Raw genomic sequence first — 24,416 nt, forward strand, 5'->3', positions numbered from 1 at the left:
ACGTCCGTCTTACAGGTGGCGTCCTTTTTTCTGGGCATATGGAAGGGAGGAACCAACATGGAATCACCTTATCTGCTGGAGATGGATGGCATCTCCAAGGCATTTCCGGGTGTTCAGGCACTTAGTCAGGTTACGCTGAAAGTAAAGCCAGGAACGGTCCACGCCCTGATGGGGGAGAATGGAGCAGGCAAATCCACACTGATGAAATGTCTGTTCGGCATGTATCGACCGGACGAAGGGACGATCCGAATCGAAGGAAAAGAGGCAGACATTCCGAATTCCAAAGCGGCGCTGGAGCATGGGATATCCATGATTCATCAGGAGCTGAATCCGGTGCCTTACCGTCCTGTGATGGAGAATATATGGCTGGGGCGTTTTCCAATGAGAGGGTTACTGGTCGACGAGAAGAAAATGTATGCCGATACCCTGGACTTGTTTGAGGATCTGAATCTGGATATTGATCCGAAAGCGCAGGCAGGAACATTATCCGTATCCAAAATTCAATCCATGGAAATTGCCAAAGCGGTCTCTTTTCATTCCAAAGTCATTGTCATGGATGAACCGACTTCGTCCCTGACAGGCAAGGAAGTGGAACAGCTCTTTGCCATTATTAATGAGCTTCGGAGCCGCGGCGTATCGATCATTTACATCTCGCACAAAATGGAGGAAATTCTTACGATTTCGGACGAAGTGACCATCATGCGTGACGGGTTCGTCGTCGGTACCTGGGATGCGGCTGAGCTGACCACGGATCTGATCATCACCCGGATGGTTGGGCGTGATCTGGACGAACGTTTTCCGGAAAGGACCAATGTTCCGGGAGAAGTGATAATGAAGGCAGAAGGCCTGACTTCGAACCAGCCTCAGTCGTTCAAGGATATAACGTTTGAGCTCCGAAAAGGCGAAGTGCTCGGCATTGGCGGGCTCGTTGGAGCGCAGCGGACGGAACTGATTGAATCCCTGTTTGGGCTCCGCGGACTTGCTTCAGGTACGATCTCCATTCACGGACGCAAAGTGAAGATCAACTCACCAGCCGCAGCGAAACGTCATAACATGGCTTTGCTGACCGAGGAACGGAGGGTTACGGGAATTTTTCCGGTGTTGTCGGTGTATGAAAATACGATTATTGCGAGTCTGGGACGATATCGAAACCGAGTGGGACTGCTGGATGAGAAAAAGGGGCGCGAAGAGGCACGGGAGCAAACCCAGAAGTTCAGAACCAAAACGCCTTCGGTTAACACGCTGATTCGCAACCTCTCTGGGGGTAATCAGCAGAAAGTACTTTTGGCGCGGTGGTTACTGACCGATCCGGAAATTTTGCTGCTCGATGAACCGACACGAGGCATTGATGTGGGAGCCAAGTTTGAAATTTATACCATTATTACCGAACTGGCCCGTCAGGGCAAAAGCATTATTATGATCAGCTCGGAGATGCCTGAACTGCTGGGCATGTCGGATCGGATCATGGTCATGAGCGAAGGAAGGCTGACCGGTATTGTAGAGGGAGCCGAGGCAACAGAGCAGGAAATTATGAGGCTGGCCGCTCAGCAGCGGATGGCTTAGACAGGAGGGAACAGATGAACACACAAGTAATCAATCAGGTGAAGCAATATGTAACGCAGCGCGCCATCTTTATCGTACTGATTTTGCTCGTCATTGGTATTGCCATTGCCGATCCGAACTTCCTTGCATTCTCTACGCTTCGGGATATTTTACAGCAATCCTCCACTCGGGCCATCATCGCACTGGGGGCGGCCTTCATCCTTGTCACCGGTGGAGTCGATCTGTCTGCAGGACGGGTGGTTGGTCTGACGGCAGTGGTATCTGCATCGATGCTGCAGATTGATGAGTACGCGAATCGGTTCTTCCCCGATCTGCCACAATTGTGCGTAGGATTGCCTATCGTTATCGGAATTGTAGCCGGTCTGGTCGTAGGGCTGGTGAACGGAATTATTGTAGCCAAATTGCACGTACCTCCTTTTATCGCGACATTGGGAACGATGGTAGCCGTGTATGGTTTGAACTCGATTTATTTTGATACAGAGCCGAATCAGTCACAGCCGATTGGAGGACTCAGACCAGACTTTACGGTTATCGGATCGGGATATATTGATCTGGGCGGTGGTTATTCGATCCCTTATATTGTACTGATCGCGATTGCTGTCGCGTTAATCTGTTGGGTCGTTTTCAACAAAACCCGTCTGGGCAAAAATATGTACGCCATCGGCGGTAACATTCAGGCAGCGCATGTATCAGGGATTCATGTGGCACGCAATCTGATCGCCCTGTATGCCATTGCGGGAGCGTTGTATGGGCTGGGTGGTGTGCTGGAGGCAGCACGTACGGGTGGTGCAACGAATAACTACGGCAACATGTATGAACTGGATGCCATCGCGGCATGTGTTGTGGGTGGAGTTTCCACTGCAGGAGGCATAGGTACAGTCCCGGGTGTTATGGCAGGTGTTCTCATCTTCGGGGTGATCAACTACGGCCTCACCTTTATCGGTGTAAGCCCATATTGGCAGCTGATTATCAAAGGATTGATTATCGTTGCGGCTGTTGCATTTGATATCCGTAAATATATGGCGAAGAAATAGTTATGTTAATTAGTAAGAAAGAAGAAGCCAGCGCTCTGGAACGTCAGAGCGCTGGCTTCTTCTTTATGAATGAATGATCCAATTTAGCACTAGAACTAATGGCCCCAAGATACAGAAGATCAGCATGAATCGAGCGACATTGAATGCAACGCGGGTACCGTAATGATAATCATATTTTCGAGCAATCACCACAGCAGGCACCCAGAAAAATGCAGTTGCTACAAAAGGCAAATGGAGGCCGTCATTTCCATTGCTATAGATTGGCCAGTTCATCTGATGAAAGAGATAGTAACTGAAACGAAAATCCTCAGGTCCCCACGCATAATTAAATGCAAATCCCAAAGCTATGACCAGCAGAGAAAATGTGCCCAAACCAATTGGTTTTCTTTGTTGTATCATGAAATCTCCTTCACATTCCGGATTTTATTGAAAATAAATCCATTATTGTAGTATAACATACCGGAAAAAAGATGAAATGTGTTCTGAAATATTGTTCGATACAGAATGTATATGGGTATTTATTCCATGAGACCTTCCATTCCAATTTGGAGAGCTTCCATTAATCGACAACATTAGCTACTCATTATGGCTATAATACATGTAAATAAAATGTTAGATGTGAGTAGATTGTCAAAGGGGGCGAGGCTGTTTGCTAACGTACACGATGAAAAGGGTTATATTCCCGCTGGGCTGCCTGCTTGTAATCCTGTCCTCCTATTTTCTGGGCCGCACTTCCAGCCTCACATTGATGATCATTGCGGGATCCCTGTTTGTTGCAAGTATTTATGGGGAAAGACGATATCCTGTATTGCAAAAAATCCAGTGGATCTTCCTTGGACTGTTTCATTACTTCAGTGAATTGAATTGGTGTAACATGCTGTATTATCTGCTCATCATGACGATGATTCAGGACAAACAGCGAGTAGTTCAGACTCTGCCCATTTCTCTCCTGCTCGTGTTGGAATATACTTCGATTCGCCTTTCCTATGTCACCATAGATGCTTACACACTGCTCGTTTCCCTGTTTGATGTACTCACAGCTTTTGTGATTATTTTTCTGTACCATACACTGATTAATAGCGAAGCCGAGAAACGCAGATTGCGCGAAAAAAATTATTTCCTCACCCTACACGATCCACTTACTGGTATGCTCAACTACGAAGGATATATGAATGCACTGCAAGAGACGGCTGACAAGGAGCGTTCCTTTTTCTTAATCCTTCTGAATATTCAGAATTTCAACGGATTCAACAAGGAAGTGGAAGACAATTGGAGCACGATTATAACGGGGACAGGGGACAGCATCTCCAGACATTTCGCGGATGCGTATGGGGTATCCCGCTATGCGGGAGATCGATTTTCAATCATTTTGCCCGAGGTTGCGGGTATCGAGGAACGAATGAGTACGATGCAAACCACCGATCTGAAAGGATTACAGGTTACGTATAGCATTTCGGTCTATCCGGAGACAGCAGAGACCCTCCAGCAGTTAATAACGATTGCAGAGGAGCGACTATTTCAGGCACAGCGCAGCAAGTGGATTAAGAATGAAGAAGAGGTCTACCGTTCGGAAAGGCTCAGGGCTGTTGGAGAACTTGCAGCCGGCATGGCGCATGAAATCCGTAATCCGCTCACGGCGATTCGTGGATTCTTGCAGCTGTCACGCGGACAAGCGTACAATATTGCTCCGTGGTACGAAGTGATTATGGGTGAGGTTATCCGGGTAACGGACCTGACAGCCGAGTTTTTGCAATTCTCCAAACCACAGGCACATCTAATGAAACCGGAGAAGCTGGGTCACTGCCTTGAACGCGTCTTTTCATTAACCGAATCGGATGCAGCATCACGGGGTCACCGGATTTCGCTTGAGTTGACCGGGCAAGGAGTTATGGTGCATATGGACCGGGACAAAATTGTGCAGGTGCTGATTAACCTGATACGCAATGCCTTTGAAGCGATGGATGATCCGGGAGAGGTACATATTGTTCTTTTTCATGAGGGAGACAAAGCTTATACATCCATTAGAGATACGGGAAGCGGTATACCGGAGCCGGCCCTTGCCGAGATATTTAATCCATTCTATACAACCAAGGAAGAAGGGACAGGACTTGGGTTGGCGCTCTGCCAGAAGATTGCCCATGATCATAATGGGGAAATTACGGTGCGAAGTGAAGTGGGAGTTGGGTCCACGTTTACTCTGGAGCTGCCTGTAATGATTGTAGAATAGAGGTTACGCTCAAGTCCAAAAGAAAACGCCGCAAAGGTCCGAAGAACGGAACCTCGTGCGGCGTTTTGTCTGGAAGGGCAAGCGGTGAATCAGTTTTGCTGCCCTTGTTGAAGCTGATAATAAAACCCTTTTTGATGCATGAGATCTTCATGATTACCTCGCTCGGCAATCTGACCTGAATCGATGACCAGGATCTGATCAGCCCCCCGGATTGTGCTCAGTCTATGGGCGATCACGAAGCTGGTCCGGTCTTTCATCAATGTACGCATCGCCTCTTGAATTTGCATTTCCGTACGGGTATCAATGCTGCTGGTTGCTTCATCCAAAATAAGAATGGCTGGATCCGCCAGGATGGCCCTGGCGATCGTCAGCAGTTGCCGCTGCCCTTGGCTAAAGTTGCTTCCGCCCGCAATAATAGGGGTGTCGTAACCTTGGGATAACTTGCGAATGAATGAATGGGCATTGGCCAGCTCGGCTGCCTGCCTGATCTGCTCATCTGTAGCTTCCGGCTTGCCATAGGCGATATTGTCACGGATGGTCCCCGAGAACAGGTAGGCATCCTGCAGCACGATGCCCAGCCCGCGCCGAAGGTGGTCCTTTTCCAGTTCCGAGATGTCGGAGCCATCAATGGTAATTCTTCCGCCTGTAATCTCATAGAAGCGGGGGAGTAAGTTGATAATGGTTGTTTTGCCTGCACCTGTCGGTCCGACGAGGGCGATCATCTCGCCAGGCTGAGCGGTGAAGCTGACATTTTTTAAGATCTCTCTTTCGGAACTGTATGCAAAAGACACATTTTCAAAAACAACTTTGCCCTGAATGTGGTTCAATTGTTTTTGCTGTTTCTCGTCATATTCACTCGGTGTATCGATAATCTGAAACACACGCTCAGCACCAGCAATAGCTGCCTGGATCAGGTTGTACTGGTTCGCCAGATCATTGATCGGCCGCTCAATCTGGCGGGAGTAAGCGAGAAAACTCACAATCAGTCCAATTGACGTCAGATCGTGGTAAGCCATCCATCCACCTACTGCTGCCAGAATGGCAAATCCAATGTTGTTCATGACGTTCATCGTAGGTCCGACCAGTCCGGATACGGTTTGAGCCTGCGTACTGGATGTACGCAGTTTTTCATTCAGGTTCATAAAATGCTTGTGTGCCTGCTCTTGACGGTTATAGGCGGCGACCACCTTTTGTCCGGCAATCGTTTCCTGCGCAAAACCATTCAGCTCCCCGAGCAATTTCTGCTGGGCAGAGAAATGTTTGCGGGTCCTGGAAGCGATCAGCTTGGTGGCGATCGTGATCAATGGCACGGTCACCAGACTGAGGAGTGTCAGCCGGAGATCCAGCGCAAACATGATTGACAGTGAACCAACGAGCAGGATGGCACTGGACATCAATTGCGTGACACTCTGGTTCAGCGTGGTGGAGACGTTATCGACATCATTGGTAGCCCGGCTCATCAGATCTCCGCTTTGATTTTTGTCAAAAAAGCTGATGGGCAGCTGCTGCAACCTGGAGAACAAAGCCTGACGCAGATCCTTCACCGTCAATTGGGAGACACCGATCATGACATAGGACTGCCCCCACATCATAAGCGAACTCAGCACGTATACAGTCAGCAGCTGGAGACAGTCTTTCAAAAGACCATCTGTCACTTTTGGAACGATATGCTCATTGACGGCACGCCCAAGAAGGTAGGGCCCTGCCAGATTAAGCAGTGTTCCCAGAGCGGTAAGCGCCAGAGCCACGATAACCCCTTTGCGATGGCGTCCCATGTACGACCAGACTCGGAGGATGGCATGCTTGGCATTTTTGGCTCTTACTTTGGGAACGGTTCCCCGGCCTGGCGGTCTTCCAATGGGAGGGACGACAGGTGGCTGTGTGGAGGAAGTTGCAGGTTTAGCCAAATTGAACATCCTCCTTCCGCTGTTGTGAATAATAGATGGACTGATAATGTGTGGAGTGGGTCATGAGCTCGTCATGTGTACCACTTGCAACGATTTTCCCCTCGTCAAGCACATAAATGCAGTCTGCATCCTTCACAGAGGAAATGCGCTGTGCAATCAAAAAAGTTGTGCTGTCTTTCATCAGGGAATGCAGTGCTCGCTGAATGCTTGCCTCGGTTCGCAGATCAACTGCACTTGTACTGTCATCCAAAATAAGAACCTCCGGTCGCATGAGCAGGGCACGGGCAATGGAAATACGCTGTTTCTGCCCGCCGGAGAGATTGACTCCCCGTTGTCCCAGCTCCGTGTCATAACCATCTTTCAGGTTCGTGATAAATTCATCCGCTGCCGCTGCCTGTGCCGCAGCACGAATCTCGGCATCGGTGGCATTTGGTCTGCCGAAACCAATATTATCCCGGATGCTGCCACTGAACAGAATGGATTCCTGCAATACGATGGACACCCGGCTGCGAAGCAGCTGAAGATCCCAGTTCCGCACGTTGACTCCGTTTACAAGCACTTCACCCAGCGAGGCATCGTACAGGCGGGGAATCAACTGAACGAGTGATGTTTTGCCTGAACCTGTGGAACCGAGTAACGCCACTTTTTCCCCGGCACGGGCTGTAAGCGTAATTCCCGTGAGAGCATCTTCGCCATCGTAACGGAAGTAGACATCCCGGAATTCCACCTCACCTGTTCTGTTAGCGGGCATGGAGGCCGGATCAGGGTGCATCGAATATACCTGATTTGGCAGTGCCTTTTCCCTGTGAGGCTCATGACCGGATTGAATATCCGGCTCCGTATAGAGAACCTCGTTGATCCGCGCGGCAGATACCTTGGCACGGGAATAACTCATCATCATCATGCCGATGGAGGTAAGGGAAGAGAGTACTACGGTTACGTAATTGATAAAAGCAATCAGATCCCCGGCTGCAATATCGCCCCCTACAACCTGAAAGCCTCCAAACCACAATACGGCCACAATCGTCGCATTCAGCATCAAGCTGAGGACAGGTGCATTCAATGTAACAATGCGCCAGGCTTTTACGGCTGTTCCCGTATAATCCTCATTGGATTGGTTGAAACGCTTTTTCTCCATAACGGCACGGGCAAAAGCCTTAACGACGCGCATACCAGCGAGATTTTCCTGGAGAACGGCATTCACTTTATCCAGCTTGTTCTGCACACTGGCAAACAGCGGGTAGGAAGCGGATATGAGGATATACAAAATAACAAAGAGAACGGGCACGGTCATCATAAGAATCAGGGCCAGCTTGATACTGATCGTGAAGGCCATAATAATACTGCCGATAATCAGCATGGGCGAACGGATGAACATCCGCAGAAGCATCTGCACAAATGTCTGCATCTGGGTAATATCACTCGTTAGCCGCGTGATCAGCGACCCTTCCTGGAACGTATCCAGGTTACGAAAGGAAAAGGTTTGGATATGATCGAAAAGTTCCTGACGCAGATCGGTGCTATAGCCAACAGATGCTTTGCTGGAAAAGAGCGTACAGCCTGCACCACCAACCCAGCCGATCAGGGCAAATAAAAGCATGAACAGTCCTGTGCGCACAATGTGGGACAGGTCCCCCGCAAGTACACCATCATCTACAATGCTGGACATCAGCTTCGGTTGAAGCAGGTCCATGGCGACCTCAAGTACCATGAGTAGTGGAGCGAGTATGGCCGCTGTCTTATAGGGGGTCAAAAATCGTTTTAACGTCCACAATAGGAAAATCACCTCATTCAGTTATGACCTGGAATCATGCTGTAAAAAACCACACATGACTCAGGATTCACGGAGATTCTGAATCATGCGCTGTGCAAGCGCTGACATCAGTTGTGTCTCTTCTGGTGTAAAACCTTCCTGAGCCTGGCGTTCAAGTGCCTGGAACGCTTCTCTCAAATCTTTGAGCGCTGCCCGTCCCTGGTCGGTCAAATAGACACGCAGACTACGCAGATCATTCGGATCGGCTTCACGCCTTACATATCCCGCAGTTTCCATGCGTTTGAGCATGACTGTAACGGTTGCAGGGGCGCGGCGAAGCTGCTCGGCCAGACTTTTCTGGGTTTGACCATCTTCCCGGTCAAGCTGGAACAGCAGTGGCGGTTGTCCGGGGTACAGCTCGGGGTGGTTAACAAGCTTCTCATGAACCTTATAACGCTGCAGCTTCACGAGTTCCGATAACTGCGCCAATAGCCGTTCATTTTGGGCTGAATTCATAAGCTCTCATCCTTTTAATTAGTCGACTAACTAAATCATAGGTTTTATCTGACATATCGTCAAGAGATTTGTGATATCAAAAACGTGCACTTAACTGGGTTTGAGAACGCCCCCTAACTCCAAGGGAAGGTTGTATTTGCAATCAGTAAAACAGGGCTCCGGATAGGATCCGCAGCCCTGTTTGGATAGGAGAACATTTTACAAATGGATAGAAGGGGGATAGCTCGATATTACATTGGTTCAGATCGTGACGGATGTTTGGCTGCAGGAGAGATGGAGAGCTTGCGCCAAAGCCACTCGACCGGACCCAGCGAAAATTGGCGAAGCCAAACATGTGAGAATAACATCATCAGGATACAGATGCCGGCCCACATAGATAAGACCAGAAGCGAGGACGGATGACCACCTAATCCCAGACCCCAACCATAGAAGAGTACAGAAGCCAGAATGTTCTGCAAAATGTAACAGCTCAGCGCCATCTTGCCGATTTCTCCTAAGCGTTCGAAGAGGCGGGGCAAAGTATTTTTTTCCAACAGGTAAGCAATCAGACCAAGATAGCCCAGCGTAAGGACGGGGGCACTGATGTAACGAACAAACAGGTCCATCATTCCTCCGGGGATCAGCAGGAGCAGGTTCAGCGGAATGCCTGCGGCAAGTCCGATGTTCATTAATTTGCGGCGTTTACGTCGTGCAGAAGGGTGGTCTGAAAATACGCCCGCACGCATGAGCAGGGCACCAAACAAGAACAGAAATATATTAAGAGGGATAATCGCGATGGATTCCGTTCGGAAGAAAACGAAGTTGCTGAGCCGGAACAGGACTTGCTCCCACCACGTTCCCGCTGCATATAGCTGCGTAATTATCTCCATGCCATTAAAGGAAGAACCGGACTCTGAAAGTGCCAGCAATGCTGTAATTCCGCCCACTCCAATGAAGTGTATACTGCCCATGATCCCCATGATGATCAAAATGAAACGACGGGAACGGTGGATGATGAAAGACACCATGATGCCTGTAATCGCATAACTCATCAACACGTCATATTCCATGACCAACGTGTAATGCAGCAAACCATCGATGAACAGCAGCACACATGTCCATATGTAAATGCCAGGCCAGGTGTATCCTTTGCGCAGTGCTTTTTGCCTCTTTAATTCCATGCCAGCTCCGAAGAGAAGTGTAAGCAGGCCGAGAAACTTTCCGTTTACCAGCAAAAGCATCAGCGTTTGCAATATGCGATCACCTGTGGCCCACCATGGCTGAAGGGGATCTCCAAACATTTTGTTCAAGTTGCCCAGATAGGCAAAGAGCCAAATATTTGTACCCAGTGTACCGATAATAGCAAATCCCCTGAGAACATCCAGTAACACGATTCTTTTCATTACGGCGTAACCTCCTCTTTTTATAACACGACTGAATTAAAAACAATATAACACAATTGTATTAAAATAAACAACTGAAAGAATGGCTTTTACATAGAGTATGGGAAATATTGACGGAGGAAAAAAGCTGTGTTAAATTCTTATTATCTAATTGTTAATAACAAATTGTTAATAACAGAATGGGGTCGTATATATGGCAAACGAAGGTCATTCTGGTGGTCGTCCGTCGGAGCATCAGGATCACGTAAATATAAGTGAGCAGCAGTTTCTCGAGACATATGATGCTGGGGATTATGAGCGTCCATCCGTAACGGTGGATATGCTTGTATTCACCATACGGAGTGAAGCTCAGTCCAATTACCGCAAGCTTGCCGAGCCGGCACTGCAGCTGCTGATGATTCGCCGGGGTGGTCATCCCGATCTGGGGAAGTGGGCATTACCGGGCGGATTCGTGTCGATGCAGGAATCACTTGAAGATGCGGCACGCCGTGAACTGGTTACAGAGACCGGGCTGGATAACATTTATCTGGAACAGTTGTACACGTGGGGGGATGTGCATCGTGATCCTCGTACAAGGGTTATCAGCTGCTCCTATATGGCACTTGTGGATAGCAGTGAGCTTGAACTGGAAGCTGGAGATGATGCAAGTGAAGCTGGGTGGTTCAGGGTAGATCAGCGATTGGTGGAAGAGAAACGTCATCTTCATGAACACGGTCGTACGACAGAACGGAGAGTACAGTTGATGTTGTCCAATGGAACAGAGGAGCTATCGGCTGTGATTGAGGTGAAGGAAGCGGTAGAGGGCAGTGTGCGAAGCAGCAGCATGACAGTAACGGAGGTTGAGGGCATAGCGTTTGACCACGCCAAAATGATTCATTATGCACTGGAACGGTTGCGATCCAAAGTGGAGTATACGGATATTGCATTTAATCTGATGCCAGAGACATTTACGTTAACGGCACTGCAGAAAGTATATGAGATTATCAGTGGCAAAAAGCTGCTGGCTGCCGCTTTCCGGCGCAAAATCGCGGGTTGGGTGATAGAGACCGGAGAGTTTACAGGTCATGCAGGACACCGCCCTTCCCGCTTATACAGGCTAAACCCGGATCGTCTGACAACATAGTGGTTTTATAAAAAGGAGGGCACATGAATTCATGGAGAAGTTTACGTTTTTCTGGCGTACCGCGTCACCCTTTTCCCAGTGGCATCCGGCGGATTTTACGGTGAATGGAACACATTATACCAGCGCGGAACAGTACATGATGCATCAGAAAGCGCTGCTGTTTGGTGACCAGGTCATTGCGGACAAGATTTTGAAGGCCAGCTCCGCTTCGGTACAAAAAAAGCTTGGCAGACAGGTCGCCGGGTTTGACCAGAAGATATGGGAAGCCGAGTGCAAACGCATTGTTTATGAGGGCAACGAAGCCAAATTCACACAAAATGAAAACCTGCTCGCCGCATTGCTGGCCACTCGAGGGACGACCCTTGTCGAAGCAAGCCCGGATGATCGAATTTGGGGTGTTGGGCTGGCAGAGGAAGATTCGCGCATTCGAAACCGAAGAACATGGCGGGGAACGAACTGGTTGGGCGAGATTTTGACCCGTCTGAGAGAAAATATAGGAAGTGATTAGGATGAATGAAAACAACCAACGAAAAAGTACGAATCAACTGAAAAGCAATAACCAGCGTTCAGGCCGGGCGCGTATCGCTCAGGAGACACTGGCTATTTTGGAAATAGGACAATATATCAACGGATATGATCGCAGGGTACCAATCGATGCAGATCTGAAAAAAGCAATCCAGGGTTCGGTTCTATACCGTCCCAACGAGCTTCCTGCACTTCGGGAGCAGGTGCATCAATTGAGGCTATCGTCTGAGGCAGCAGCTGTTCAGATCGAAGTTACGGGCGAGACCACACTTACGGCAGCTTCACGTCTCGTAGTGGACGAGGGGAGAACGGATGTCGTTTGTCTTAACTTTGCCTCAGCGAAAAATCCTGGCGGAGGATTCCTGGGAGGAAGTCAGGCACAGGAGGAGAGTTTGGCCCGGGCTACAGGGTTATATCCATGTATCGTACAGATGAATGAAATGTATGACCACAATCGCAAGCTGCGCACTTGTCTGTACTCGGATTACATGATCTATTCACCGGATGTTCCGGTCATTCGGGATGATGAAGACCGGCTGTTGGATAAGGCCTATGTAACTTCATTCATTACAGCCCCAGCGGTTAATGCTGGCGTCGTGAGAGAACGGGAGGAAGCAAATGAGCAGCAGATCGAAGCGGTTATGAAACAACGAATTCGATCTATTTTGGACGTGGCTGTGATAAACGGACACCGCGCCCTTGTCCTTGGTGCTTATGGTTGCGGAGTGTTCCGGAATGATCCGGTTGATGTAGCAAAGTATTTTCATGATGTTTTGGTACAGGAAAACTTCAGGCATTCATTTGAGCGAATCGTATTTGCCGTATTCGATCGGTCAACTGGACAGAAAACATTTATGGCATTTCAAGATCGTCTGCATTTGGCTGGCGAGTGATTAAACTTTTTTTCGGAAAGGAGAGGATTCGGATGCAATTTCGAGAGATACAACAGGATTTGTTTGCGATGGATGAAGCCTATACGCTTGCTCACTGCATTTCAGCGGATGCTCGAATGGGTGCGGGGATCGCAGTACAGTTCCGGCAAAAATTCGGATTGGAGGTTCTTCAGGAACAGGCGAAGCAGGAGCCGCTGGAGATCGGCCAGTGTTACGCGGTAGGACGGACATTGAATCTCGTGACCAAGGCGAAGTTTTCAAACAAACCGACCTATTCGTCCTTTACCCAAGCTGTGAAATCCATGCGCGACATATGCGTAGAACAAGGAATCGGCAAGCTGGCGATGCCGCAGATTGGCTGCGGGCTCGACAGATTGAAGTGGGATAAAGTGAGCGGTATTATTCAGGATACGTTTGCTGATACGGATGTTGAGATTGTTGTTTGTACCATATGAGCAATGACAGCAGCATTAGCATATTTAACATATACAGAAAAAAACCTCTGCTTCGAACGGAGGGGAACAGCGCAGTGTTAGTGGCTGCAATGCTCTCCAGTTTCGTAAGCGAGGTTTTTTGTCATTTCATCCTGACATGTTCCTTATTTGCTCTGGGTAAACATCTCTTTGGCGTCATCCAGTGCCATTTTGTTGCCAATCGCGGAATAGTCGAGCCAAGGTTGTGCACCGATCGTATAGACGTGACCTGCCTTAACGGCTTTCAGACCTTGCCAGATCGGATTGTCTTGCAGTTCTTTGAACATGTTTTCCGCTTCTTCATCCGAGTTCACCACCACGAAGATGGCATCTGCATCGAAGTCAGGCAGTATTTCACGGGAAATGACCTGGTAAGGCTTCGAGGAATCAATGTCGGCGATGCCTTTGGCCGGGGTCAACCCGAGATCATCATACAAAATTGGACCCATTGGACGGCGCGTACTGAACACGCGCAATTCTTTGGCCGTTACACGGATGGCCATCACGGTACCGTCACCGATCTCGTCATGAATCAGCGATTTTACTTCATCCGTTTCGGTTGCATAATCCTGAATGTATTGCTCCGCTTCCTTCTCACGATTCACCAGTTTGCCGATGGCTTTCAGATGGTCACGCCATGTGCCGTCATCCAGATTAAATACATGCACAGGAGCAATTTTCTCAAACTTGGCAATGTCATCACCGGAGAATTCTTCATCCAGATAGATGACATCGGGCTTCAGGGCAAGCAATGCTTCCATGTCCGGATCTTTCACCGGGCCCAGTGGAGTTGTGTTTTGCAGTTGATCTGCGACATGGGACAGGAACCCTTTCGCTTCGCCGCCAATAACGGAACCTACAGGTGTGATGCCGAGCGCCAGCAGGTCATTGGTCAAATGAATGGACATGGACGCGATGCGCTGTTCTCCGGAAGCTGGGCTGTTACCCTCTTGTTCGGTTGAAGTGCTGCCAGCAGATGAAGAGCCTGAAGGGTTGGCATTTCCGCAAGCGGCAAGCACAAATATCAGACAGAGGCTCAGGGCAAACAATAGGTTTTTCTTTAACATGAATATTCACATTCTCCTTGAACATCACTTGGATGCTAGTTAGTAATAGGTTTAAAAAAGTAGATCAGCGTATCAATCATTTGGTTCTCACCAGCAGATATAAAAAGTAGGGCGCACCGATGGCAGCCACCACAATTCCTGCGGGGATGGCGTTTGGTTGAAAAATCGTTCGGCCAATCGTATCCGCAGCGACCAGGATCACCATGCCGATCAGTCCGGCCGCCGGAATCAGGTGGCGATGCATGGGACCCACAAGTCTGCGGGCGAGATGCGGTGCTGCCAGCCCGATGAAGCCGATGCCGCCAGCCATGGATACACTCACGGCGGACAGCGCCACAGTACATAAAAGAAGCCATATGCGCTGCGATCTGACGGGTGTGCCAATGCCAGTTGCAGCCGCGTCTCCTAGACCAAAAGCGTCCAGCGTTTTGGAGCGGCTCCAAATGTAGGGGACACAGAGTATAATCCAAGGCAGCAGAGCCTGTACATGAATCCAGTCCCGTCCCCACACACTACCGGCCAGCCAGCGGGCAGCGAAGGAATAGGTGTCTTCATCCAGGCGTAGGGACAGATACAGCGTTAACGCATGAAATCCGGCGGCGACAGCGATACCGACAAGAATGAGCTTGATGGGAGATACCCCGTTATGTCGGTCATAGGCCAGCAGCATAATGATCAGTGCCGAGATGACACCTCCTGCAAAAGAAAACAATGGGATCAGCAGGGCAACCGAGCCGTCGATCGAATAGGACAGACTTACGAAAACCATGAGCCCCAGGGCTGCTCCAGCATGAAGACCAAGAATGCCGGGATCAGCAAGCGGATTGCGAGTGATACCTTGCAGGGCGGCTCCCGAGATGCCCAGTCCTGCTCCGGCCAGTACCGTAATCAGAATGCGGGGCAGGCGGTAATCGAACAACACAATCTGATCGTCCGGACTGCCATTGCCGAGCAATGTTTGCAGTACAGCAAGGGGAGACAGACGAATTGTTCCCGTATTCAGGCTGATTACGATCACTGCACATGCGATACAGAGCAGCGTAACACTGACGACAATGGATCGTTTCCCTCGTGAGGGCACATGGGATCTCATCGTTACAATGCCCTCCTTTCCTTGCGGGCCAGATAGAGGAAGAACGGTACGCCGACAAAGGCAACCATGATGCCTACTGCCAGTTCCTCCGGTGGATTCACAATGCGTGAGCCCAGATCGGCCAATACCAGAAGGATGGCTCCGAGCAGGGAGGACATGGGAATGATCAGACGGTAATTGACACCGACCAGCTTGCGGGAAATATGCGGAATGACCAGCCCGACAAAGCCGATGGAGCCAACGGCGGATACCGACACGCCTGCCAGTATGACGACAGCTGTCAGCGCGAGCAGTCTGGTCATGCGAATATTAATCCCCAGATTAAGCGCGACTTCTTCTCCGAGCGACATGAGCGATACGCGCCGGGCAAGAGGCATGGTCAGCAGCAGCGTGATCAGAAGCACAGGAACAATAAGTCTCAGATGCCGCCATTCAATGCCGCCAAAGCCGCCTGCATACCAGAAAGCGAGATCCTGACTCAGGTCAAAATAAATGGCGACACCCGTGCTGAGCGAGCTTAACATGGCTGCAACGACAGCACCTGCAACAGTCAGCCTCATGGATGTCAGGCCCCCAGGCGTGGCTGATCCAAGCAGGAAAATAAACAGGGTGCTTAGCACCGCACCAGCAAAAGAAAGCCCCATTAGCCAGGCATAAGGCAGTCCTGGCCATAGGGCAAAGCTCAACGCCACCATGAATGTGGCGCCGGCGTTAATGCCCAGCACCCCCGTATCCGCCAGTGGATTGCGGGTGATTCCCTGCATTAAGGCACCGGCAACAGCAAAGGCAGCGCCAACGACAGCAGCAGCAATAACCCGGGGAAGACGGAGCTCATGAATGATCTGGTGAGGTGTCAGAGCCGGGTTATACTTAAATATGGCAGACCATACCGTTTCGAGTGTTAACGATTTGGCACCCAGCGAAATGGCGACAAACAGGCTAATTAGCAAAATGGCGATGGCTGACAAAAACATTAGTCCAACCGTCACCGGGGATTTTCGAGAATTGGACGGACGACGCGGTAGTCCCGGATGTTGAATGGGAGTCACTCCTTTTGTTGCCAGCAAAGTCATTTCTGCTGTTATTGATTATCATTATCAATTAGAGTTCATTATAAAATCTTAATTCAGGCCCGTACATGGCATAAATTAAGATTTGGGAGATGGACATTTTTTAGATTACATAAAGGATAGTTTATTCGTCAACAGCGTTACGGCTTCATCCAGCTGGATGTTGATGGAATAGGGAGCGTATACGACCCAGGAATTCCAATTAATAATATGAACGCGACCGTTCCGTACGGCAGGATACTGATTCCATAGCGGATCAGCAGTGATCTGCTGCAGCAGCGATTCACGTTCCTTTAGTGAAGGAACAGCGAGCAGCAGAATATCGGCCTCCAGTCCATCCCATTCTCCGGGTGTTATGGACATCCAGTTGAACCCCACGCCGGGAGGTTTGCCAGCGAGCTCGGATTGAATACGTTCAGGGGGATTCAGCTCCAGGCTGCGGTAGAACACATGGCCGAAGTTGCGGGTGCTGTACATGCGTGGTCCCTTCGCAGTTAAAGTACAGACTGCAACAGTGGCTTGTCCAACCGTCTCCCTGATCTTCTTGCGTGCACGCTCAGCCTTGCGTTCATGCCGTTCCAGCCAGTCATTCGCTGCCTGGGTGCGGTCCACGATAGATGCAATCGTATGAAGATGACCGAACATATCGGTCTGATTCCAGGGAATGGTGATAATCGGAGCGACATCTCCGATATGTTCCATGGCTTTTGCCGCTGCATTGTCCTTGGTCAAAATGAGGTCGGGATTCACCTCCAGGAAGGCCTGACGACCTTGCTCCCAAGGCTCATAGGCATGAAATGGCAGAGTAAGCGATTTGGGAATATGGGGAAGATGCCCCTGAATCTGAGCTGCACAAGGTGTAATGCCCAGTGTCATCAGGTGATCCGTGTAAGGATACGAGAGAGAAACAATGTTGCGGTGCACCTGTTTCGCATAGGTTGTCGGTGCGTATCCGGCATGATTTCGAAAACGGCGGCTGAAATAGAACTCGTCCCGGTAACCGACACTTCGGGCAACGTCACGAATGCGCATGTCCGAGGCCATCAGCAGCTCCTTGGCCCGATTCATGCGCAAATGGGTTAAATATTCAATCGGGTTTTTGTGCATCCGGCTCTTGAAGAGCTGCGAATAATACGATGGATGCATGCCTGCCAGTTCGGCCAGTTTTTCCAGTTTGATCTCATGCATATAGTTGTCACGCATATATTGCATCGTGAGTTGGAGCCACTGGTTCGCATCCCCATGTGCTTCTGTACCCGTCTGTATCTCCTGAGGCCAGAGCGTGGTCAGCAGCTCAGTCATTAGCAGTTTCTTTTTATGAGCAGGCTGTCCGGTTTCAGCAGTCAACTGCGCTGCAATGCGCTGTATGCCGTAATAAGGGCCTTGTATCCAGCCTGTTACCGGGAAGTTCTGTTCACGTTCGTAGATGCGCCGCTCGTCGGTTTTCTCTGCAGCACGGAACAGATCATAACTGATGATATACAGCTCGGTCTCGTTTCCTGCGTCACTGGATAATTCCAGGGCAGTGCCAGGCGTGCAGAGGAAGGCAGATTTGCGGTTGACCGGGTGCTCGGTCCCGTTCATCATCAGTTTACCCGTAAATTTGTGCATATATATGAAGGTATGGTGGGCAATGTCGGGTTTGCTCCAATACCATTCCTTATCGTCGAACCTAATCAGGTCTGCTTGGTGAAGTTCGAGCAGGGTATCTTCCAGAAAAAGCTCCAAACCCTGACGTTCGCTCACTTCCTGGCCATGATCCGGAGAATCAACTGCGTTTGAATGGCTTATCACCCCGAGTGCCCCCTTTCTTGGTTAGGTTAATTCCTTCTACATGGAGCGTAACCGCATATCTGAAGTAAACCACTGCCGATATGTCAGTAAGCTCAAGATGATGCTGGTAATGGCAGCTGAGCTGGTGAAGGCAAACACAATCAAAATCTGATAACGGACAGCTTCGACCGGGTCGGCTCCTGCGATAATCATGCCGGTCATCATGCCTGGAAGCTGCACAAGCCCAACGGTTTTCATACCGTCAATGGTCGGAATCATGCTTGATTTTACAGAGCGTTTTAATACGTCCTGAAATGCACGCCTTGGCGTAGCGCCTAGGACTAACAGTGTCTCAATTTCACCTTTGGAAGCCTCGACCTCACGTTTCATCTGATTCAAAAACAGCCCCGAGACAACCATCGCATTTCCGATCGTCATGCCGCTCAAAGGAATGATGTATTGCGGGGTCGGCTCCACTATGTGAAGACCTAACAGCAGCCCCATCATCAATAGCTCGGTCACCGTAATGGCAGCTGCAATATAGAGAGAGATTCGGCGAAGTCCCTTGCCGCGCTTGCCCGCGTTGATCGATGCCACAGTAATCATAAAAGCTACAATAACAATAATCAGAGCAGGATGATCCGAGTTGAAAATAAACTGAAGGACATAACCCACCAGCAGAAGCTGTACTGCGGAACGAATCGTACCTATAGCAATATCTCTTTCCAGACCAAGCTTCTGCCAAACGGAAACCAGCATGGTCAGCATAATAAATATGATGGTGAAACTCAGTGCGAGGATGGACATGGGTTCTCCTTATCTGCCTCAGGGGCAGGGTGCAGAATAAATTGCCGGGCCAATTCCGTATTCGGGTGGGCAAAAAAGAGGGATGTGGACTCCCGTTCCAGCAGGGTCTGATTGCCCATGAACCATGTCGTTGTGCTAAACGAGCGCGCCTGTTCCTGATCATGGGTGACCCAGACCAGCGAAATGCCTTCCTGCTTGCTCCATTCCGTCAATTGCTGTTCCACAAGCCGGGCATTGGTCCGGTCCAGAGAAGCCGTGACTTCATCCAGGAGCAGTACCTTTGGACGAAGCATCATGGAACGGATCAGCGATATGCGCTGCTTCTCTCCGCCTGACAGATCACTGGCCCGCTTATGTATATCCAGTCCTTCCAGACCCATTCCGGCAAGCAGAAGTAGAGCCAGTTTCTGATCATAGGGTGTCCGGTGCAAGAGATGGACGGTTTTCAAATTATCTTCAACGCTGCCTGCAAGCATGACGGGTTGCTGCGCGACATAGGACATGCGCATGCGCCAGGCTCTGGGGTCGGAATCAAGGTAAGAAGTGCCTTTCCACAGGATATCTCCATCATCGGGTACATCCAGCAAGGACAGGATGCGGAGGAGTGTGCTTTTGCCTTGACCGGATGCACCCAGTATGGCAATTCGCTCTCCTTCGGCGATGGGGGCATTCACTTTTTCAAACAATAGTCGTCGTTCGGTCGTACCCATATATTTAGTGAGATGCTGAATGGTTACCAGATTAGACACAGCGGGATCGTCCTTTCATCCGTGATCTGCTGATAATCTTAGCAAAAATGCTGGAGAATTGAAATGAAAGCGGGGCTTAGCCAGGCATGCAGGAGCAGAAGGTGAAACCATCGTCTGACGCCAGAGGTTCTTTTTGGTAATATAGAGGAGAGTCAGATTTGGAAATGCATATAATAGAGCATTTTGCATAAACCGATTGAGTGATTTCCAATCAGCAAGATATAAATCGAAATGATACTATTCGTCTAAATCTTGTATTCGGGAGCGACTTGAATCGAATTATGCAAAATGCGGAGTGAAGTCGGTTCTACCAATTTGGTACTAGGGAGGCTTTAATATGACGGGAGTTACTGGAGGACAGGACAAAGTCAAGTGGGGCATTATGGGCACGGGATGGATCGCATCCCAGTTTGCCAGAGATCTGGAACATGCCGGAAATGCCGTGAAGGCAGCTGTTGGCTCGCGGACGCAGGAAAGCGCGGAGAAATTCGCAGCTGAATATGGTTTTGCAAGCGGATACGGATCATATGAAAAATTGCTGCAGGACCCGGAAGTGGACATTATCTATGTCGCTACACCCCATCCGTTCCATAAGGAGAACGTAATGGCTTGTCTGGAAGCGGGAAAAGCAGTGCTGTGCGAGAAGCCGTTCACGATGAATGGCCGCCAGCTGGAGCAATTGGTGGAAACGGCGCGTAGCCGCAAACTCTTCCTGATGGAGGGCATGTGGACCCGTTTCTTGCCTCCGATCGTTCAGGCGCGGAAATGGATTGCGGAAGGTCGAATTGGCGAAGTGCGACTTGTCAAAGCGGACTTTGGTTTCCGTATAGGCTGGGAGCCTGAAGGAAGGCTGCTTAACCCGGACCTAGGCGGGGGTGCGCTGCTGGATGCAGGCGTATATCCCGTTTCATTCGCCTCCATGATCTTTGGGGAGCAGCCGCAGCATGTGTGGAGCACAGCGAATATCGGAGAGACCGGTGTGGATGAACAATTCTCTGTACTGCTGTCCTACTCGGAAGGGCGTTCGGCGTCATTGAACGGGGCGGTTCGGCTTAATTTGAGTAACGAAGCGGTCGTTTATGGTACAGAGGGGTATATTCGTTTGCCGCTTTTCCTCGCCGGGAAAGAAGCGTATCTGCATGTGAACGGTCAGGACGAGCCTGAGACATTTACGGATGACCGGATAAGTATCGGTTATGCATTTGAAGCTGAAGAAGCCGGGCGCTGCATTTTGGAAGGCAAAACGGAAAGTTCGATTATACCGCTGGACGAGTCCCTTGAGATTATGAAGCTGATGGACACCATTCGTGGTCAGTGGGGCTTGCGTTATAAATTTGAATAAATGAAATCACAACCCCAGGACGGCTTTAAGCCAGGCAATTGCACGGAGAAACGATGGGAGATATGCATAGATGGATGGGAGTGGGATAAGGATGAAAATTCTGGTTTCGGGGTTTGAACCTTTTGGCGGGGATGCCGCGAATCCTACGGGAGAACTGATGGCAGCTCTCGCGCAGGAAGTGGTGGAAGGTGCCGAGTTGAAAACGGTACTGCTGCCGGTACATTTCGATGAATGTGCGGATCTGCTGATCGCAGAGATGGAAGCATATCGCCCGGAGGTGGTGATTGCCTGCGGTCTGGCAAAAGGCCGGACAGCGGTTACCCCTGAACGCATTGCGGTGAATGTAAAAGACATTCCGCCTGGATCCTACGCGGATAACCAGGGACAGCGCCCTGTGGACGAGCCCATAACCGAAGGCAGCCCGGACGGTCTGTTCTCGACCTTGCCCATTCGTGCCATGGTGAATGAGATGATTGCAGCGGGCATTCCGGCAGCGGTATCCAATACAGCAGGAACGTATATCTGCAACAATACGATGTATTGTGTGCTGGATCGAATTCGTTTGGAACAGCTGCCGATCCGGGCGGGATTTGTTCACTTCCCGGCCTCCACCGAGATGTCGTTGCTGCAACCCTCGGTGCCTTCCTTGCCGATAGGTGTAATGCTGGAAGCCTTGCGGGTTATGATTCGTACAGTGGTGGCAGAAGCATGAATTAAGGATTGGTAAGTAAGTAAGTAAGTAAGTAAGTAAGTAAGTTGGGTGGAATGTCAGTTTGAGAGTGATTTCTTTCTGATTATTGCGGCTCCTAAAACGTTTTCCGAATTCATCTTCAACATATATATCTTTCGTGTCTGTACCGAAACAGATGAAAGGGGCTGTCCCATTAAGTCATGTGAATGACTATGGGACAGCCCCTTTTGGATAATTAGCCCGTGACAGTCGTGCAGCTAACGGGAGTTCGCCGCATAGATGACGATGGTTTAACGAACTTCGCACGTGTTATGGGGTGAGATTCCGCTGAAATGGCGTTCTAACGAATTGTAGAGATGTTATTTCTTCGTTCCATTCGCCCGATCACAGGTTTTTGGTGGAATAACGTGTCTGATGTTCATTAGTGTGTCCTATTCGAACGAATGCTCCAAATAAGATGCGACCGGTTCGTTAGCGGCCTAAGCATGAGGCAGCAGGTTCAGCAAAAATTCAAACACGTTTCTTACCGTATAGTCGTCCAATATGACTGCTGTTGCTGGCTCAGATCCGCAGCAGATTCAAGTCAAATTCGGGAACAAGGCCTTCTTTCATGGCTCGTCCAAGCAGTGCTGTAATCGCACCGTAGCCGTCATCGCCCAGATGGGCACTAAATTCGTTCACATACAGATCGATATGCTGCGCTGCCACATCCGGGTCCATTTCCTGTGCATGCGCCATGACGTACTCTCTGGATTCATCGGGATGTGCCCAGGCGTATTCTACAGATGCGCGTGCCCATCCGGCGAGTGCATGAGCGTCCAGATTGCGACGTGCAATGATTGCTCCAAGCGGGATCGGCAGACCTGTGTCACTTTCCCACCAGCTGCCCAGGTCGGTCATCAGCTTCAGGTCGTAGTTCTGGTATGTGAAGCGCGCTTCATGAATGACCAGGCCGGCATCGATTTTGCCGTCACGGACAGCAGGCATGATCTGGTCGAACGGCATCACAACAATTTCGCCCACTCCGCCAGGGACATTCTGAGCTGCCCACAGACGGAACAGCAGATAAGCGGTTGAACGTTCACTTGGCACGGCAACCCGGCGCCCCGACAGATAAGCAGGATCGGTCGTACCGTCAGCGGTAAGAACCAGTGGCCCGCAGCCTCTTCCCAGTGCACCGCCGGAAGGCAGCAGAGCATATTCGGACAGCACATAAGGCAGTGCTGCATATGAAATTTTCAGTACATCCGGACCGCCAGGATTGGCAGCCAGACCGTTGGTAATGTCAATATCCGCATAACGGACGTCCAGTTCAGGGGCACCCGGAATCAGACCGTGTACCCAGGCGTGAAAGATGAACGTATCGTTAGGACAAGGGGAAAATGCAATTTTCATGATGTAAGTACCTCCCGTAAAATGGAACTTGCTGCCTGGAGCGCATCCAGGGCATCCTTGATGCGCCAGGCATCGCGGTCGCGTGGACCGACCGCGTTTGATATGGCCCGCAGTTCGAGCGCAGGCACGCCGAACTGCTTGGCCGCTGTTGCCACGCCGAAGCCTTCCATGCCTTCGGCGGTGGCATCCGGCACGCGGCGCAGCAGCTCCGCGGCCGTCTCGGCCGTTCCGGTCGCCGTGGACACGGTGACCGCCGTACCTCCGCTGACAGCGTGCCCGGCCCGCTGCAGCTCATGGCGCAGGCGCGCGGCAAGCTCCGCGTCCGCCGCCACACGGGACGAGCCGAATCCGAGCTCGTCCACGCTCAGGAAGCCGTCTGGCGTCTGCGAGCCCAGATCGGCGGCAACCATGGCGTCGGCCACCACGAGGGAGCCGACGTCCGCCCGGCCGGGGAACCCGCCGCCGATGCCGGCACTGACCACCAGCGAGTACGCTGGGGTCAGTCCGGTCCCGGCAAGGGGCCCCGGGGATGCGGCAGATGACTGTGCCGCATCCGGTCCGGCTGGCGCGGTGGCACCCTGCGCCAGTGCCTGCACGCCAGCCGCTGCGGCCAATGCCAGCGTGGCTGCCGTGCTTGCTGCAACCGCTGACGGGCCAACCCCGCCAGCGATCACGTCAAACATGCCCGCGGGGTGGTCACCCAGGCCGCGGAGTACGGCTTCTTTTTCCGCATCGACAGCGGTCACGATTAATACACGCGGAGCCGCTTTTTCGGGTGCTGGGCCCGTTGGCCCTGTATGGTTTAACGCTTGATTTTGCTCATTCATCGGAGTTCTCCCTTATAAGGTGTTAGATTCAACGCTGTATTTGGTCATCTCCATCATAACGGAATGGGAAAGTGCGGAACAACCTTTGCATTCATTTATCTGAGCATTTTGCCTGAATCCAACAAGCTCACTTTACCGAATGATGCCTCAACTATAATTCCATGTTTAACTGCCCACGCGAGCCCTATATGTCATTTCATATATAA

The 24,416-nt window shown here is 50.5% G+C and carries 22 protein-coding genes; 9 read left to right on the forward strand and 13 right to left on the reverse strand.

Translation table 11 applies throughout. The annotated features are described in order from the left end of the window. Window positions 1-57: 57 nt before the first annotated feature. Together AAIH57_RS10380 and mglC are read left to right on the forward strand one after the other, a co-directional pair. Window positions 58-1,563: a sugar ABC transporter ATP-binding protein gene (locus tag AAIH57_RS10380; RefSeq protein ID WP_430021570.1), complete on the forward strand. Its 1,506-nt coding sequence runs from the start codon at window positions 58-60 to the stop codon at window positions 1,561-1,563. 14 nt (window positions 1,564-1,577) lie between these two features. Further along, the gene (mglC, locus tag AAIH57_RS10385; protein ID WP_430021571.1) at window positions 1,578-2,597 is read left to right on the forward strand and encodes a galactose/methyl galactoside ABC transporter permease MglC; all 1,020 of its coding nucleotides are present in this window, start codon (window positions 1,578-1,580) and stop codon (window positions 2,595-2,597) included. Window positions 2,598-2,660: 63 nt separating this feature from the next. Here the strand turns inward: mglC and AAIH57_RS10390 are convergent, their stop codons facing one another. Next, window positions 2,661-2,996: a hypothetical protein gene (locus tag AAIH57_RS10390; RefSeq protein ID WP_430021572.1), complete on the reverse strand. Its 336-nt coding sequence runs from the start codon at window positions 2,994-2,996 to the stop codon at window positions 2,661-2,663. A 250-nt stretch (window positions 2,997-3,246) separates the two neighbouring features. Here AAIH57_RS10390 and AAIH57_RS10395 point away from each other — a divergent pair, with 250 nt between their 5' ends. Next, a complete protein-coding gene (locus AAIH57_RS10395; protein WP_430021573.1) occupies window positions 3,247-4,824 on the forward strand; it encodes an ATP-binding protein in 1,578 nt (525 codons plus the stop codon). An 89-nt stretch (window positions 4,825-4,913) separates the two neighbouring features. On the opposite strand, the gene AAIH57_RS10400 is transcribed toward AAIH57_RS10395, so the two are convergent. From AAIH57_RS10400 to AAIH57_RS10415, 4 genes are all read right to left on the reverse strand, one after another. Next, entirely contained in the window at window positions 4,914-6,740 is a 1,827-nt protein-coding gene (locus AAIH57_RS10400) for an ABC transporter ATP-binding protein (protein ID WP_430021574.1), read from the reverse strand. After that, on the reverse strand, window positions 6,724-8,505 hold the full coding sequence (locus AAIH57_RS10405) for an ABC transporter ATP-binding protein (protein WP_430021575.1): 1,782 nt from the start codon (window positions 8,503-8,505) through the stop codon (window positions 6,724-6,726). The genes AAIH57_RS10400 and AAIH57_RS10405 overlap by 17 nt, the downstream gene beginning before the upstream one ends. A 60-nt stretch (window positions 8,506-8,565) precedes the next feature. Beyond that, window positions 8,566-9,000: a MarR family winged helix-turn-helix transcriptional regulator gene (locus tag AAIH57_RS10410; RefSeq protein WP_430021576.1), complete on the reverse strand. Its 435-nt coding sequence runs from the start codon at window positions 8,998-9,000 to the stop codon at window positions 8,566-8,568. Window positions 9,001-9,230: 230 nt separating this feature from the next. After that, entirely contained in the window at window positions 9,231-10,382 is a 1,152-nt protein-coding gene (locus tag AAIH57_RS10415; RefSeq protein ID WP_175398038.1) for a DUF418 domain-containing protein, read from the reverse strand. A 193-nt stretch (window positions 10,383-10,575) separates the two neighbouring features. On the opposite strand from AAIH57_RS10415, the gene AAIH57_RS10420 reads away from it, so the two are divergent. The 4 genes from AAIH57_RS10420 to AAIH57_RS10435 are packed head-to-tail and all read left to right on the forward strand — an operon-like array spanning window position 10,576 to window position 13,378. Continuing rightward, window positions 10,576-11,505, forward strand: coding sequence for an NUDIX hydrolase (locus AAIH57_RS10420; RefSeq protein ID WP_175398039.1), 930 nt, complete (start codon window positions 10,576-10,578; stop codon window positions 11,503-11,505). A gap of 31 nt (window positions 11,506-11,536) precedes the next feature. Then, window positions 11,537-12,013, forward strand: a complete 477-nt coding sequence (locus tag AAIH57_RS10425) for an NADAR family protein (protein ID WP_430021577.1) — start codon at window positions 11,537-11,539, stop codon at window positions 12,011-12,013. Window position 12,014: 1 nt separating this feature from the next. Next, on the forward strand, window positions 12,015-12,923 hold the full coding sequence (locus tag AAIH57_RS10430; protein ID WP_430021578.1) for a TIGR02452 family protein: 909 nt from the start codon (window positions 12,015-12,017) through the stop codon (window positions 12,921-12,923). A gap of 32 nt (window positions 12,924-12,955) precedes the next feature. Beyond that, window positions 12,956-13,378, forward strand: a complete 423-nt coding sequence (locus tag AAIH57_RS10435) for a macro domain-containing protein (protein WP_430021579.1) — start codon at window positions 12,956-12,958, stop codon at window positions 13,376-13,378. A 143-nt stretch (window positions 13,379-13,521) separates the two neighbouring features. On the opposite strand, the gene AAIH57_RS10440 is transcribed toward AAIH57_RS10435, so the two are convergent. The 6 genes from AAIH57_RS10440 to AAIH57_RS10465 form a co-directional block, all read right to left on the reverse strand. Beyond that, complete coding sequence (locus AAIH57_RS10440; protein WP_430021580.1) at window positions 13,522-14,463, reverse strand: iron-hydroxamate ABC transporter substrate-binding protein; 942 nt, start codon at window positions 14,461-14,463, stop codon at window positions 13,522-13,524. Between the two features lie 76 nt (window positions 14,464-14,539). Continuing rightward, window positions 14,540-15,556 carry a FecCD family ABC transporter permease gene (locus AAIH57_RS10445; RefSeq protein ID WP_175398044.1) on the reverse strand — a complete coding sequence of 339 codons (1,017 nt, stop codon included), beginning with the start codon at window positions 15,554-15,556 and terminating at the stop codon, window positions 14,540-14,542. Between the two features lie 2 nt (window positions 15,557-15,558). Next, complete coding sequence (locus AAIH57_RS10450) at window positions 15,559-16,530, reverse strand: FecCD family ABC transporter permease (protein WP_430022121.1); 972 nt, start codon at window positions 16,528-16,530, stop codon at window positions 15,559-15,561. A 204-nt stretch (window positions 16,531-16,734) separates the two neighbouring features. Next, complete coding sequence (locus tag AAIH57_RS10455; protein ID WP_430021581.1) at window positions 16,735-18,420, reverse strand: helix-turn-helix domain-containing protein; 1,686 nt, start codon at window positions 18,418-18,420, stop codon at window positions 16,735-16,737. Window positions 18,421-18,456: 36 nt separating this feature from the next. Beyond that, on the reverse strand, window positions 18,457-19,206 hold the full coding sequence (locus AAIH57_RS10460; RefSeq protein ID WP_430021582.1) for an ABC transporter permease: 750 nt from the start codon (window positions 19,204-19,206) through the stop codon (window positions 18,457-18,459). Next, window positions 19,188-19,955 carry an ABC transporter ATP-binding protein gene (locus AAIH57_RS10465; protein ID WP_312884342.1) on the reverse strand — a complete coding sequence of 256 codons (768 nt, stop codon included), beginning with the start codon at window positions 19,953-19,955 and terminating at the stop codon, window positions 19,188-19,190. The genes AAIH57_RS10460 and AAIH57_RS10465 overlap by 19 nt, the downstream gene beginning before the upstream one ends. Window positions 19,956-20,292: 337 nt before the next feature. Between AAIH57_RS10465 and AAIH57_RS10470 the strand changes: the two genes are divergently transcribed. Then, window positions 20,293-21,297 carry a Gfo/Idh/MocA family protein gene (locus AAIH57_RS10470; RefSeq protein WP_175398048.1) on the forward strand — a complete coding sequence of 335 codons (1,005 nt, stop codon included), beginning with the start codon at window positions 20,293-20,295 and terminating at the stop codon, window positions 21,295-21,297. A 91-nt stretch (window positions 21,298-21,388) separates the two neighbouring features. Further along, complete coding sequence (locus AAIH57_RS10475; protein WP_430021583.1) at window positions 21,389-22,009, forward strand: pyroglutamyl-peptidase I; 621 nt, start codon at window positions 21,389-21,391, stop codon at window positions 22,007-22,009. 540 nt (window positions 22,010-22,549) lie between these two features. On the opposite strand, the gene AAIH57_RS10480 is transcribed toward AAIH57_RS10475, so the two are convergent. Together AAIH57_RS10480 and AAIH57_RS10485 are read right to left on the reverse strand one after the other, a co-directional pair. Next, window positions 22,550-23,383, reverse strand: coding sequence for a 1,4-dihydroxy-6-naphthoate synthase (locus tag AAIH57_RS10480; protein WP_175398050.1), 834 nt, complete (start codon window positions 23,381-23,383; stop codon window positions 22,550-22,552). Further along, window positions 23,380-24,210 (reverse strand): futalosine hydrolase, encoded by an 831-nt coding sequence (locus AAIH57_RS10485; protein WP_430021584.1) that lies wholly within the window; start codon window positions 24,208-24,210, stop codon window positions 23,380-23,382. Before AAIH57_RS10485 ends, AAIH57_RS10480 begins: the two co-directional genes overlap by 4 nt. Window positions 24,211-24,416: the final 206 nt, after the last annotated feature.

The sequence above is a fragment of the Paenibacillus sp. MABNR03 genome (assembly GCF_050455445.1).
GTDB lineage: Bacteria > Bacillota > Bacilli > Paenibacillales > Paenibacillaceae > Paenibacillus > Paenibacillus xylanilyticus.